The 12,937-nt window shown below is 60.2% G+C and carries 14 protein-coding genes; 7 read left to right on the top strand and 7 right to left on the bottom strand.

The features are described 5' to 3' along the window. Window positions 1-128 precede the first annotated feature (128 nt). The 3 genes from hutG to JNL55_RS09120 are packed head-to-tail and all read left to right on the top strand — an operon-like array spanning window position 129 to window position 3,211. Entirely contained in the window at window positions 129-950 is an 822-nt protein-coding gene (gene hutG, locus JNL55_RS09110) for an N-formylglutamate deformylase (RefSeq protein WP_293852262.1), read from the top strand. A gap of 19 nt (window positions 951-969) precedes the next feature. Next, the gene (gene hutU, locus JNL55_RS09115) at window positions 970-2,634 is read left to right on the top strand and encodes a urocanate hydratase (RefSeq protein WP_293852264.1); all 1,665 of its coding nucleotides are present in this window, start codon (window positions 970-972) and stop codon (window positions 2,632-2,634) included. Window positions 2,635-2,641: 7 nt separating this feature from the next. Further along, window positions 2,642-3,211, top strand: coding sequence for a HutD family protein (locus JNL55_RS09120; RefSeq protein WP_293852266.1), 570 nt, complete (start codon window positions 2,642-2,644; stop codon window positions 3,209-3,211). On the opposite strand, the gene JNL55_RS09125 is transcribed toward JNL55_RS09120, so the two are convergent. Further along, entirely contained in the window at window positions 3,195-3,722 is a 528-nt protein-coding gene (locus JNL55_RS09125) for a GNAT family N-acetyltransferase (RefSeq protein ID WP_293852268.1), read from the bottom strand. The two genes, JNL55_RS09120 and JNL55_RS09125, sit on opposite strands and share 17 nt — an antisense overlap. A 94-nt stretch (window positions 3,723-3,816) precedes the next feature. Here JNL55_RS09125 and JNL55_RS09130 point away from each other — a divergent pair, with 94 nt between their 5' ends. Beyond that, window positions 3,817-4,731, top strand: coding sequence for a DMT family transporter (locus JNL55_RS09130; RefSeq protein ID WP_293852270.1), 915 nt, complete (start codon window positions 3,817-3,819; stop codon window positions 4,729-4,731). A gap of 57 nt (window positions 4,732-4,788) precedes the next feature. Here the strand turns inward: JNL55_RS09130 and JNL55_RS09135 are convergent, their stop codons facing one another. After that, window positions 4,789-5,268 (bottom strand): hypothetical protein, encoded by a 480-nt coding sequence (locus JNL55_RS09135; protein ID WP_293852272.1) that lies wholly within the window; start codon window positions 5,266-5,268, stop codon window positions 4,789-4,791. A gap of 177 nt (window positions 5,269-5,445) precedes the next feature. On the opposite strand from JNL55_RS09135, the gene JNL55_RS09140 reads away from it, so the two are divergent. Beyond that, window positions 5,446-6,480, top strand: coding sequence for a dipeptidase (locus tag JNL55_RS09140; RefSeq protein WP_293852274.1), 1,035 nt, complete (start codon window positions 5,446-5,448; stop codon window positions 6,478-6,480). A gap of 76 nt (window positions 6,481-6,556) precedes the next feature. Here the strand turns inward: JNL55_RS09140 and JNL55_RS09145 are convergent, their stop codons facing one another. Then, the gene (locus JNL55_RS09145; RefSeq protein ID WP_293852276.1) at window positions 6,557-8,233 is read right to left on the bottom strand and encodes a dipeptidyl-peptidase 3 family protein; all 1,677 of its coding nucleotides are present in this window, start codon (window positions 8,231-8,233) and stop codon (window positions 6,557-6,559) included. Window positions 8,234-8,445: 212 nt separating this feature from the next. Here JNL55_RS09145 and JNL55_RS09150 point away from each other — a divergent pair, with 212 nt between their 5' ends. Next, entirely contained in the window at window positions 8,446-9,537 is a 1,092-nt protein-coding gene (locus JNL55_RS09150; RefSeq protein ID WP_293852277.1) for an ABC transporter permease, read from the top strand. Window positions 9,538-9,594: 57 nt separating this feature from the next. Further along, window positions 9,595-10,743, top strand: a complete 1,149-nt coding sequence (locus tag JNL55_RS09155) for an ABC transporter permease (RefSeq protein ID WP_293852279.1) — start codon at window positions 9,595-9,597, stop codon at window positions 10,741-10,743. Between the two features lie 9 nt (window positions 10,744-10,752). On the opposite strand, the gene JNL55_RS09160 is transcribed toward JNL55_RS09155, so the two are convergent. The 4 genes from JNL55_RS09160 to JNL55_RS09175 form a co-directional block, all read right to left on the bottom strand. Further along, entirely contained in the window at window positions 10,753-11,142 is a 390-nt protein-coding gene (locus tag JNL55_RS09160; protein WP_293852280.1) for a type II toxin-antitoxin system death-on-curing family toxin, read from the bottom strand. After that, window positions 11,139-11,366 (bottom strand): AbrB/MazE/SpoVT family DNA-binding domain-containing protein, encoded by a 228-nt coding sequence (locus JNL55_RS09165; RefSeq protein ID WP_293852282.1) that lies wholly within the window; start codon window positions 11,364-11,366, stop codon window positions 11,139-11,141. Before JNL55_RS09165 ends, JNL55_RS09160 begins: the two co-directional genes overlap by 4 nt. Window positions 11,367-11,509: 143 nt before the next feature. After that, a complete protein-coding gene (locus JNL55_RS09170; RefSeq protein ID WP_293852284.1) occupies window positions 11,510-12,292 on the bottom strand; it encodes an SDR family NAD(P)-dependent oxidoreductase in 783 nt (260 codons plus the stop codon). Beyond that, window positions 12,289-12,937, bottom strand: a 649-nt coding sequence (locus JNL55_RS09175; protein ID WP_293852286.1) for a substrate-binding domain-containing protein, incomplete at its 5' end; no start/stop codon positions are given. The genes JNL55_RS09170 and JNL55_RS09175, both read right to left, overlap by 4 nt.

Consider the following 12,937-nt stretch of genomic DNA (forward strand, 5'->3'; position numbering starts at 1 on the left):
GAGGTGCACAAGCTCGAAGACGATCGTTACATGCACCCCGATATCAAGGCCGCCATCGCTCTAGTAAGCAGCGCCGCCATTGCCAACGCGGCCGGCGTGCAGCTGCCGAATCTCTGCGGAGCTGAGGCGTGAGCACGCAACCGTCCTGGCTACATGTAGAACGTGGCAGCGCTCCGCTGCTATTGAGCGTTCCTCATGCCGGGACGGACTTGCGTGGCTTGGATTCGCAACTCGTGTCGCCATGGCTTGCGCGTAAGGATGCAGATTGGCATGTGCCGCTGCTGTATAGCTTTGCTCGCGAGCTCGGTGCGTCGATGATTTGGACCGACGTGAGCCGCACCGTGATCGACGTGAATCGCGATCCTTCCGGCAAGTCGCTGTACCCGGGCCAGGCCACGACGGAGTTGTGCCCCACCACCACGTTCGACGGCGAACCGCTCTACAAGAACGGCACTGGGCCCGATGCAGGCGAGATTGCCAATCGCCGCAGGCAGTACTTCGATCCGTACCACGCCGCCCTCACCACTGAGATCGACCGGCTATCGAGCCAACACCCACGAGTCGTGATCTACGACTGCCATTCGATTCGCTCGGTGGTGCCGCGCCTGTTCGATGGCTCGCTGCCTCAGTTCAACATCGGCACCAATGACGGCAAATCGTGCGCGCCCGAACTGGCTGACGCTGTGCATGCCACTTGTTCGGCGTCTGAGTTCAGTGTCGTTAGTAACGGTCGCTTCAAAGGCGGCTACATCACGCGCCACTTCGGTCAGCCGGAGCGCCGCGTCCACGGAATCCAAATGGAGCTGGCAACTCGCGGCTACTTGCGCGAGCCCGCCGGCGATCTGGTCGAAGGCAACTGGCCTCCTGCGTTCGAAGCATCGTACGCGCAGCCATTGAGCGACGTTCTGCGCCAGATCCTGCAGCGCTGCCTGTCCTTCGCACTCGCATAACCCGATTCAGGAAATCACCATGTCACGAGTCGACACATCGCGCGTGATCCGCGCTCCCCGCGGTCAGAAACTCTCAGCACGCAGCTGGCAAACCGAAGCGCCGCTGCGAATGCTGATGAACAATCTGGATCCGGACGTGGCCGAGCGGCCGAGTGAGCTGGTCGTGTACGGCGGCATCGGCCGCGCCGCGCGCGATTGGGAAAGTTATGATCGGATCGTCGCGACGCTCAAGCGACTCGAGAACGATCAAACCTTGTTGATTCAATCCGGCAAACCGGTCGGTGTGTTTCGCACGCACGCCGATGCACCGCGCGTGTTGCTGGCCAACTCGAATCTGGTGCCGCACTGGGCCAACTGGGAACACTTCAACGAACTGGATCGTCGCGGCCTCATGATGTTCGGCCAGATGACGGCCGGCTCGTGGATCTACATCGGCTCGCAAGGCATCGTGCAAGGCACGTACGAAACGTTTGTCGAGCTGGGCCGTCGTCATTACGGCGGCAGCCTCAACGGCAAATGGATTTTGACGGCAGGCCTCGGTGGCATGGGTGGCGCACAGCCGTTGGCCGCGACCATGGCGGGTGCCAGCTGCCTGGCGATCGAGTGTCGCCAATCCAGCATCGATTTTCGTTTGCGCACTGGCTACGTGGATGTCTGCGCGAAGGACCTCGACGAAGCATTACAGCTCATCGACGAAGCAACCAAATCTGGCAAGGCCCGTTCGGTGGCCTTGCGAGGCAATGCTTGTGAAGTGCTGCCAGAGCTGGTGCGTCGTGGTGTACGCCCGCATGCCGTTACGGACCAAACATCGGCGCACGACCCGATCAACGGTTACTTGCCGGGCGGCTGGTCGGTGGAGCGTTGGGATTCCGAGCGTACTGCCAATCCGGCGGCCGTCGCCGAAGCAGCCAAACAATCGATGGCAGGTCATGTGCAGGCCATGCTCGAATTTCATCGGCTGGGCATTCCCACCTTCGACTACGGCAACAACATTCGCCAGGTCGCGTTGGATCGCGGCGTGACCGATGCCTTCGCTTTCCCCGGCTTCGTACCCGCGTACATCCGGCCGCTGTTCTGCCGCGGTGTCGGACCGTTCCGTTGGGCTGCGTTGTCCGGCGACCCGGAAGACATCTACAAGACCGACGCCAAGGTCAAAGAGCTGTTGCCCGATAACAAACATTTGCACAACTGGCTCGACATGGCGCGAGCCCGCATCAAGTTTCAAGGCTTGCCGGCGCGCATTTGCTGGGTCGGGTTGGGCGAGCGTCATCGGCTCGGCCTGGCGTTCAATGAAATGGTTGCTTCCGGCGAGCTGAGTGCGCCAGTGGTCATCGGCCGCGATCATCTGGACTCGGGCTCGGTTGCTTCGCCGAACCGCGAGACTGAAGCCATGCAGGACGGCTCGGATGCAGTGTCGGATTGGCCGTTGTTGAATGCCCTGCTCAACACTGCGTCCGGCGCGACGTGGGTGTCGCTACATCACGGCGGCGGCGTCGGCATGGGTTTCTCTCAGCATGCCGGCATGGTCATCGTTTGCGATGGCACGCCAGCGGCTGCTGAGCGCATCGGTCGAGTGCTGTGGAACGACCCGGCCAGCGGTGTGATGCGACATGCGGACGCAGGCTACGAGTCCGCCATCGATCATGCGCACAAGATGGGTTTGGATCTGCCGAGCTTGGGCTAACAGCACGATGCGAGTGCTTCGCGCCAACGAGTACCGCCGCATGCCGTGGAAGAACGGCGGCGGCGAGACTCGCGAAATCCTGGTCTCACCGCCCGGTGCGACCTTGGACACGCTCGATTGGCGCGTCAGCCTGGCAACCGTGGCCAGCGACGGGCCGTTCTCGGTGTTTACAGCAATCGACAGAACGTTGAGCGTGATTCGCGGCGCCGGCATTCGGCTGCAGGTGGGCACCGAACCGACCGCGCTGCTGCTGGAAAACTCCGATCCCTACAGCTTCGATGGCGAAGCCCCCGCCAGCGCGGACTTGGTCGACGGCGCCATCGTCGATCTCAACGTGATGAGCCGTCGCGGCCGATTCCGGCACTCGGTGCGCAGAATCACTGTGGATGGTCAGCTCCGTCTACCGCCGAGCCACGGCACCATCATCGTGTTTTGTCAGCGCGGCTCGGTTCAATGCGACGCCGTCTCGCTGGAATCGGAAGATTGCGCCGTCCTCGACAGCGTGCCATCCGCTGTGGAGCTCAACGCCGCCGAGCCGGCAGAAGTCCTGCTGATCGAGCTCAGCGCTTCAGAATGAATTCCCGGTCGATGGTCTTCCCCACCTTGAAGCCATACTCACCGCATTTGTTGAATCCATAGCGCCCATAGAAGCGCTGCGCGCCATAGTTCTCCGACCACACGCCGATATACAACGGCGCACGGCCCTGCGAGGCCAGCCAGTCGAGCCCCAGGCTCATCAACTGCCCGCCCAGCTTCAGGTTGTGAAACTCGGACAGCACGTACAGTTGCTGGATTTCCCCGGCCGTGGCTTCCAGTTGTTCCACCGGCAGCTTGCAAGCGCCGACCACCAGGAAGCCGATCTTCCGACCGTTGCGATGTTCGACCACCCAGATGGCGCGCTGGGGATCCGCCAGCGTGCGACTCCAGGCCTCCACCGAGTGACTGTTCTTCAGAAAATTCTGCAAGTCTTCGGGCGGATACAGATGACCGAATGTTTCGACGAACGTGGCGCCGCCCAACTCAGCCATGGACTCAGCGTCCTCGGCAGTGGCGCGCCGGATAGTCGCAATCTCGGGAGCAGTGGACATTGTTTGGCAACGGCTAACGAACGGATCGGGTGATATTACCTCGGATCCGCCTGGGACATGTAAGATAGCGCCCGTCCGCCCACCGACCGCGCTCGTGCACGCCGCATCCTCTCCATATCATCGCCCCGTTCTCGGTATCGCTCTGAAGCTGGCCTCCATCCTGCTGTTCGCCGGCATGATGTTGTGCGTAAAACTGCTCGGCCAGGACATTCCCACCGGCCAGACTGTGTTTGCCCGTGGCGCGATTTCTGTACTGGTGCTGGCCGGCATCGCCTGGCACACCAAGCGTCTGCATCTGCTCAGGACCAGTAACTGGCGCTCGCATGCCCTGCGCTCGCTGTCCGGAACGGTCAGCATGTTTTGCTCGTTCACCGCGCTGACCCTGATTCCGCTGGCCGATGTCACGGCGATCTCCTTCACGGCGCCGATGTTTCTCACGTTGCTGGCCATGGTGTTCCTCGGCGAACGCATTCATCGCTTTCGCTGGACGGCGCTGGGCATCGGTTTCCTGGGCGTGTCCATCATGATCGGTCCGCACTTGTCGTTCGCGGAAGGCGCGTCGTTCGGCGTGTGGTTGGCCTTGGCGGCGGCAATCACCTCCGCCGTCGCGATGGTGTTCCTGCGAAGCATGAGCCTGGGCGAGCACGCGCTCACCATCACGTTTTATTTCTCGCTGACTTTCATGGTCTGCTCGGCGCTGACCATCTTTCACGGCTGGGCGGTACCCACCCCCATGCAATGGCTGACCATCGTGTTGGCCGGCCTGTTCGGCGTCATCGGTCAGCTGCTGATGACATATTCGTATCGATACGCGCAAGCCTCAGCGCTCGCGCCGCTGGATTACAGCAACATGATTCTGATGGTGGCGATCGGCTATTTGGTATTCGCCGAAATCCCATCCACCTCAGTGTGGATCGGCGCGCCACTGGTGGTGATCTCAGGATTGATCATCTTGTGGCGAGAATACGCGCTGAAGAAAACGCCCAGCGCTCCCACGCCGGAGGCGTGACCTCCGCCCGAAGCGACCCACGAACTTGTTCAGCGCGCGGGTCGCCGGAGACAGCGTCTATTGTTTGTCGAACACCAGCGTGCTGTCGGCAGGGCCGCCCTGAGCCGCCGTCACCTTCATTTCCGACACCAGCGTTTTGCCATCCTTGGACACTTTACGACTGGTAGTGCCGATGGCCTTGCCGCCTTTTTTCAAAGTGAACTCGGCAGTGTGACTGTCGATCTGGCGCGCCGATAGGCTGTCATAGTCGGCGCTGCCCATCACTGGGTAGTCCTTGCCATCGAGTTGATAGGTCGTGCGACTGGTGGCCGCCGAACCATCGGCCGCCACCGTCTTCATCACCAGTGAAATACTCGGGCCGGACTGAGAATAAGTTCGGGTCTGGTCCTTCAATGCCGGGCCGGACGTGAAGGTGGATTTAGAAACATTGAGCTTCCAGGTGCCCACCACCGGATCGGCCGCCGCTTCCCCCGCTCTGGCCGGGCTGCTGGCCATGGCCACGACGGTCAGGAGTGCACAGAACATTAGCTTGGTCATGATGATCTCCCCCTTGCTCGTTGCTGTTGATGGACGTTCGCGAGCATGCGCGTGTGGATTTTCACGAACAAGGTCAGGTGCAGCGCTGAGTAACGCCGGCTCAAATCGGCACAGTACAGGCGCATCCGTCGCGCCACGAGTTTCACATACACGTATGTTTGGAGTAGCCTTCCGCGCATGAGCACACTCGCCTCCGACATAATCTCTACGGCGCGCGGCCGGCAACTCCTCGCCGACGCTCTGGTTTGGGACAACCACGGCTGCATGCCATTGCGGCCGGAGGACGACCGCTTTCTGCCGCAGCTGCAACGCTATCGGCAATCCGGCGTCAATGTGGTCACCTTGAACGTGGGGTTCGACGGCGTGCCCTGGCAGACCAACTTCGCCATGCTCGAAGCCTTCCGCGCCTGGATCAAGGCTCGACCCGCCGAGTACTTGCAAATAGAAACCGTCGCCGACATCGAACGTGCTCGGCACAGCGACCGGCTCGGCATTGCGTTCGATATCGAAGGCGGCTCGGCGTTGGACTCGGATCTGTCACGCGTCGAGACTTATTACCGACTCGGCGTGCGTTGGATGTTGATTGCATACAACCAGGACAACGCCCTCGGCGGCGGTTGCCAGGATGCAGATCGCGGCCTCACGGAATTCGGCCGGCAAGTGCTCGCAGAAATGGAACGCGTGGGCATGGTGGTGTGCTGTAGCCACACCGGCGCACGCACGTCGTTAGAAGTCTTGGAGCGCGCCACTCGACCGGTGATCTTTTCGCACTCCAATCCCCTGGGCGTGTGGCAGCACAAGCGCAATATCTCCGACGCGCAGATTCAAGCTTGCGCACGCACCGGCGGCGTAGTCGGCATCAATGGCATAGGAGCATTTCTGGGGAAGAACGACACTTCCACGGAAACCTTCGTGCGCCATATCGACTATGTAGTGCAATTGGTCGGCCCAGCACACGTCGGACTAGCGCTGGACTATGTGTTCGACTCGCAGGAGCTCGATGATTTCTTGAATGCCAATCCGCATTTGTTTCCGCCCGAGGAAGGCTACTCGGGTAGCATCGACATGGTCGAGCCCGAACGCATCCCTCGGATCGTCGATGCACTGCTGGCCCTGGGCTACAGCGACGAGCATTTACAAATGATCCTCGGCGGCAATCATTTGCGGGTCGCACAGCAAGTCTGGAAGACATCGTTGCCAGCTCCCTTGTGAGTTTTCGCTCACGCAGAACAGCAACGGGCCTCCATCGAGGCGAGTTCCTCAGTGAAACATGCAGTCCGATGCGGGTTTACGGCTGCGCCAGCGAGTTCGCCGTAACGAATTGTGGAGCAATATCGACTGGCACTTGGCCGAGCCGATCCAGCACGCGCTGAACCTCGGGCCGCACCACGACCATGCGTTCCATCAAACTTTTGACGCCGGCATAGTCGCCGTGGGCTTGCAGCGTCATGATCTGTCGCGTCAGTGCCGTGACGGCCCGCTTGGCCTTGGGCACATCGACGGTGAAGCGACCTTGCGCGTCGACGCGAATCGCACCGCCATCCAGCAGGCTGTTCACTTGTAGTGCCATGCCTTTGGCATGAGCGGCATTCAAGCCGAAGCGCAACGTGCGGAAGGTCGAGGCCAGGAATGTCACGTACATGTTCCGTTCTTGCTTCTTGTCCAAGAAGCCCGTGTCCATCAAATACTGTAGAGCCCAGAGTCCGGACACATCGGCCTTGGCTTCCTCCAGCGGCCCGTTCAACTCTTTCAGCTCCTGGCGCACCGTGCTCTGACGACCGTCGATGACAATGGTCTGCGGACCGAGGCCATGCATCAGTTCGTGCATCAAGATGTGAGTGAAGAACGCGTCGAACGACACCAATGACTCATCCTGCGGCGCCAAGGCCACGTTCGAAATCGGGATCAGCACTTTGTCGAACTTGGCTTGCTGGAAGTTTTTCAGCAGCACGCGTTTGGAGCCCTTCTCCGCGACCACTCGCTCGTCGTTCGGCAAGTTGAATGCGGCCGTCTGCACGCCATGATTGGCATCGCCCGCCGAAAACACGACATTCACCACGCGGATAGGCGAGTAGCCGCCGATCTTGGGCTTACGGAACTTGCTGTCGATGGGCAGGTGATCTTCCAGAGCCTGCAGCTGCGAACTGAAGCGCTTCAGCTTGTCGGTCTCGGCCGTGTCGGTCAGGGTGATGAACGATTCGTAGGCCGCTTTGAAGTTGAACCATTCATCTTCATAGACTTCGTAGGGCCCGATGGTGGGCTCGATGGAGGCATCCAGTTCCATCCAGGCCACGTCGCTGGCGTAATAATCATTGGAGATGAAAGCGTCAGCGCGCTTCTCCAAGAACGATTTCAACGTCGGCTGCTGCGTGAGTGCCGCGGCCTCGCGTAACAGACGCGACATCTGCATCAACTCGCCTTGATACTCGAGCGAGTAAGGCACAGCGACGAACTTACCATCGCCGCCGCGCCGAATCGTAGTGAAGAAACCGGTGGCGTCGGTCTTCTGTGCTTGAGGCAGTCCTTGCATCCACGCGTCGACCTGTTCGCGGGTCGCGTTCGCCGGATAGAAGTTAGCGCTCTGAGACTTGGCGCCGATGCCCGGCAGGAAAGGTTTGTCTTCGTCGAGCTCTGACCAGGGTCCTTTATTCAGCAGGAAATAATCCAGCCGTGCCTTGCCCAGCGCGCTGCGGTCCGACAGCAGTTGGAATAACAAAGCATCGTTCCCTGCGGAGCGCTGACGCATGAACAACGCGTCGACATAGCGGGACGCTTCCACCAGCTTCGTCAGCGCCGCCCTCTCCTGCTTTGGCAGACCCGCCAGATCGACCTTGACTTCCACCGGCGCAAAGCGCGCCGACCAGGCGGCCAGCTGCTCCGCCTTCGGTAACTCTTCAGCGGCGGCAGCGCCAGGCAGCCAATGACACAAGACTGCAGCAACGACGGCGGGAATCGAGCAACGCATGGCGTATGGCCTCAGCGGCGTGAACGAGGTGGGTATGTTAACCGAGATTCCCAGAGACATCCGGCAGTCTCAGGGTTCATTGCAGACACAAAACCGCCTAGGCATACTGACCGCGCGCGAATCTTGACAATGAGCAGTCGGCTCTTTGAGTTTTCAGGATGAAATATTGGCCACTGATATGGTCCGCACTCTGGCGCAAACCGTTTCGCACCGTGCTCGCACTCCTGTCGATTAGCGTTGCCTTCACGCTATTCGGTCTGCTGCACGGAGTGGCCACGGCATTGGATGGGATCATTGACCGCATCGCCGCCGATCGCATGCGTGTTCAAGGGCTGGGCGGGCCCGGCATAGCGCTCCCCATTTCTTACGCCAACCAAATCGGTCAGATTGCCGGTGTCACCACGGTGACCGCGACCGTCCTACTCCGCGGCTACTACCAAGACCCCAAGAACACTCTCGCCGCCGTCGCATACAGCAACGCAACACCGCTACTCAGCTCGAAGATCATGCAGATCTCAGGTGCTGAAGCGGATGCTTTCGCGCGCACGAAGTCCGGCGCCGTAGTTCACCGCGCACTGGCGAATCGATTCGGATGGAAGCTCGGCAACCGCATTCCTTTCCGCAGCGGCGTAATGAAAAAGGACCGCAACACACTCTGGGAATTCGAAGTCGTGGGACTCTACGACACGCAGGATCCCTTCTGGGTAGATCAGCTTTGGTTTCGCTATGACTATCTGGACGACAGCCGCGTTGCCGCCAACGGGACCGCTCAAGCCTTCTTGATTACCACCAGCGATCCGCAACACAACGCGGCCGTGGCCGATGCAATCGACGAGCGATTCGCGAACTCCAGCGCCCCTACGGCCACCCAAAGCGACCGAGAATGGGCCCAGGCCGGCATGGAACAGGCCATCGATTTCAATGTGCTGGTCAAAGCAATCGTGGGCTCGTCGTTGTTCACGTTGCTGCTGGTCACTGGCAATACGATGATGGAATCGGTGCGCCAGCGAATTCCCGAACTCGCGGTACTGAAGACCGTGGGGTATTCGAATCAGTCGATCCTGGTGCTGGTGATATCGGAGTCGGGGTTGATCTATCTTATCGGGGCCGGTACCGGCTTACTGCTGTCGACCACGCTATTTCCGCTCATAGCGCCGCACGCCGGCAGCGAGCGAATCGGCATGCCGCTACCAGTGATCGCCCAAGGCGCCGCTATCGCACTCGCGACCGCGCTCGTCAGTGCCGCAGCGCCAGCCCTGCTCGCGCACCGGCTTTCGATCGTCGAAGCGCTTCGGCGCCCCTGAAATACGTTCGCACAGCAGCTAACAAACATGCGACCGCTTCGCCAACTGGTTGTTCTCGTGGAACTGAGCGCACGATCCATCGATCAGCGAATCGGGGCTTCGCTGGTCGTGATTGCTGGCGTCGCCGGTGTAGTTGCAGTGTTGCTCTCCGTTCTAGCCATATCCGGCACATTGATGAAGTCCATCCAGGGCGCGGGCGATCCCGCTCGCGCCTTGGTACTCAGCCAGGGCGCATCGAGCGAAGGCTCGAGCGCCTTGTCGCGCGAGGCGGTCAGACTGATTCAGTCGGCACCCGGACTGCGCACAGTCGACGGGAATGCTGCTGTTTCGGCCGAGGCGCTATTCATCGTTCCCGTGCGTGACTTAGAGACCAATGCACGAACACAGATTGTGATTCGTGGCGCAACGATGCAGACAACGGCATTTCGATGGGAGATCAAGATCGTGGAGGGACGTGCGCCCCGCTCCGGAACGCAGGAGTTACTGGTGGGATCGTCAGTAAGCGGCAAATATCGCTCGTTGAAAGTCGGGGACTCCCTCACCATCCGCGGCGCCAAGTGGCCGATCGTCGGCCGCTTCAATGCAGCCAACAGCGCGCGCGAATCGGAGCTGTTCGGCGATGCCGAGACGCTCCTCTCCACTCATCAACGCAATGGCTACAACGCTGTGTATGTACAGCTTGCAGAGGCGTCGGCGTTCACGACGTTTCGAGACTCGTTGACCGTCAATCCGGCGCTATCGGTTAGTGTGATGCGCGAGCAGGAGTACTACCGCATTCAGTCGGAGCCGATTGCCAAGGCGTGGCATTTCGTGGCCTATATCGCCAGCAGCATCATGGCGCTCGGGGCCATGTTCGGTGCGGCCAACACCATGTATTCATCCATCGCCGCGCGCTCCAAGGAAATTGCAACACTTCGCGCGATAGGCTTCGGCGGCAGCGCTGTCGTCGGCTCGGTACTCATCGAAGTGACGCTGCTCGCAATCGTTGGAGCGCTACTCGGAACGTTCGTAGTTTGGCTGGCCTTCGACGGCTCCATTCTCTCGACCAAGCTCGGCGCCGGTCGCGTCATCGCTCAGCCCTCTCTAGATCCAATGCTGGTGCTTCTAGGAATCGCCTGGGCATGCGGCATCGGTCTGCTCAGCGGCCTGTTTCCTGCCGTGCGCGCCGCACGAGTGCCTGTGGCCGTCGCACTCAGGGATCTATAGCGACGCCCGTTACTTGCGTCGGGTCGCATTGGCCCGAAGAAACTCACAGAATCCGTTTTCATCGAGCGCGCCAGCAGCCAGCTCGAGGATGGCCTGTGCTGCAGCTTCCTCGCTGGCGGTGAAGCGGTAACCGTTGAGTTCGAGAAACAGCACACCAAGCACAAAACCGGTGCGCTTGTTACCGTCAACGAATGGATGATTCTTTACGATACCGGCCGTGTATTTCGCTGCAAGTTCGATGATGTCGGAGTTGGCGTAACTGATGTGATTCAGCGGCCTGCCCAGCGCGGACTGAAGCAGTGAGTTGTCGCGCACACCCTCGCCGCCGCCATGCTCGACGAGTAGCTGTTCGTGGATCGCTAATGCACGATCAGCCTCGATCCAAATGGGCTCGGTCATTTAGCGAGCACATGGAGCGTATTCTTGTAGCGCGCCATGATCTCCTCGGCCTTTTCCATCTTCTTCTCGAAGGCCGGATCGAACGGTGTAATGCGATAGGTGTTGTTCGGCCCCTCGACCAGGAACACATCCTGCCCCTCACCGGTGCGCAGCCGACTGATCACTTCCTTCGGAAGCACCAGTCCAAGCGAATTTCCCACCTTGCGGATTTTGAGCGCCACCATGACTTCACCTCGCCGGGCCATTGGAAGGGCCTACCCTATCGAGTTATTACAATAGTAATAACATCGCTGGCAATCAAGGCCTGCAGCGAATCCCCGACTCCGCAGTTCCTTTAAGTGATTGGTTTAACTGACCTTACCGCCCGTCACCGAGCCTTCGACGGAGCGCCGCCGAGATGGAAGCCACCATCGACGATGATGAATTCGCCGGTCACGGAGCGTGCGCCGGTCAGTAACCAGATCACCGTGTCGGCAACGTCTTCGGGGGTGCTGACTTTTTGTAGAGGCGCGCGTTTCTCATAAGACGCCTTGGTGTTGGCGTAACGATCCCCCAGCCCTTGCCGTAACCAGGCGGTATCGACAAAGCCGGGGCAAATGCCGTTGACGCGAATCTCCGGTGCCAGCACGCGAGCGAGCGACAGCGTCATGGTGTTCAACGCGCCTTTGGACGCTGCATAGGCCACGGATGATCCGATGCCCGTCACCGCGGCGATGGAGGACATGTTGACGATGGCGCCTTCACCTTGCTTCTTCATCGTCGGCGTGACGGCACGAATCATTTGATAAGCACCGACCACGTTCGTCGAGTAGATGCGCAGGAAATCGTCGCTGCTCAACGCGTCGAGATCGGCGTGATGAGCGAACTTGGTGGTGCCGGCGTTATTGACGAGGCCGTTGACCTGACCCCACTTCGCCAGCGTGGTTTCGACCAAGCGGAGACAGTCAGCATCTTGCGAGACGTCCGCTTGCACGGCGATGGCATCGCTGCCGGCTGCCTGACAGGCCTTCACGGTTTCTTCGGCAGCGTCCTTGCTCTTGCTGTAGTTGATGACCGTGCGACAGCCCCGACGAGCCAGCTCAATGGCACAGGCCGCGCCGATGCCGGAGGCCGAGCCGGTGACGATACAAACAGCATCTTGAAGTTTCACTTCGATTCGACTCCGTGAGCACTCAACAAACATTCCACAAACGCACGCACCACCCGCGAGGGCGCAGGCGAGCGCCGAATCACGCTAGCAAAGCGACACGAATAATGCAGCCGTTGCGGATTCACCGCACGCAGCTGGCCAGCTTTGACGAAACTATCGGCGTAATGATCGGGTAAGAATCCCAAGTAAGCGCCGGACAGCACCAGCGTCGCAATCGCTTCCTGGTCGTAGCCGGTGGCCGCCCGCTCCAGGCGCGTGCGATGACTCAACACCATGTTGGGCGAGTGATATCCCAGCCCGGCAAACGGCAGTTTGCGAACCTTGGTCCAGGTCAACGAAGCATTGTCGGCGTTGAACAGCGGGTGCCGCACGCCGCAGTACATGAGCATGTTCTCGCCGAATAGATCTGTATAGGCCAGCGTCTTAGAGCTACGGTGCGTGGGCATGACGCCCACGTGATAAGCGCCATCGAGCAGGCCGCGCTCGATGCCATTGATGGAGTCGACATGAATGCTCAAGCCGACATCGGGCGCCATGCGAGTGAATCGTTCCACGGCTTGGGAGATGTGCGCCTCAGGATTGCTCACCGTCTTGTCGAACAGCGCGATCTCCAGCTGACCGCCCATGCGCTGGTGAATCTCGTCG

It is taken from the genome of Steroidobacter sp. (genome assembly GCF_016790065.1).
Taxonomy (GTDB): Bacteria; Pseudomonadota; Gammaproteobacteria; order Steroidobacterales; family Steroidobacteraceae; genus Steroidobacter.

Coding starts and splice junctions, on each gene's coding strand:
- hutU (WP_293852264.1), top strand. CDS start 970: ATGTCACGAGTCGACACATCGCGCGTGATCCGCGCTCCCCGCGGTCAG.
- JNL55_RS09120 (WP_293852266.1), top strand. CDS start 2,642: ATGCGAGTGCTTCGCGCCAACGAGTACCGCCGCATGCCGTGGAAGAAC.
- JNL55_RS09125 (WP_293852268.1), bottom strand. CDS start 3,722: ATGTCCACTGCTCCCGAGATTGCGACTATCCGGCGCGCCACTGCCGAG.
- JNL55_RS09135 (WP_293852272.1), bottom strand. CDS start 5,268: ATGACCAAGCTAATGTTCTGTGCACTCCTGACCGTCGTGGCCATGGCC.
- JNL55_RS09140 (WP_293852274.1), top strand. CDS start 5,446: ATGAGCACACTCGCCTCCGACATAATCTCTACGGCGCGCGGCCGGCAA.
- JNL55_RS09145 (WP_293852276.1), bottom strand. CDS start 8,233: ATGCGTTGCTCGATTCCCGCCGTCGTTGCTGCAGTCTTGTGTCATTGG.
- JNL55_RS09160 (WP_293852280.1), bottom strand. CDS start 11,142: ATGACCGAGCCCATTTGGATCGAGGCTGATCGTGCATTAGCGATCCAC.
- JNL55_RS09165 (WP_293852282.1), bottom strand. CDS start 11,366: ATGGTGGCGCTCAAAATCCGCAAGGTGGGAAATTCGCTTGGACTGGTG.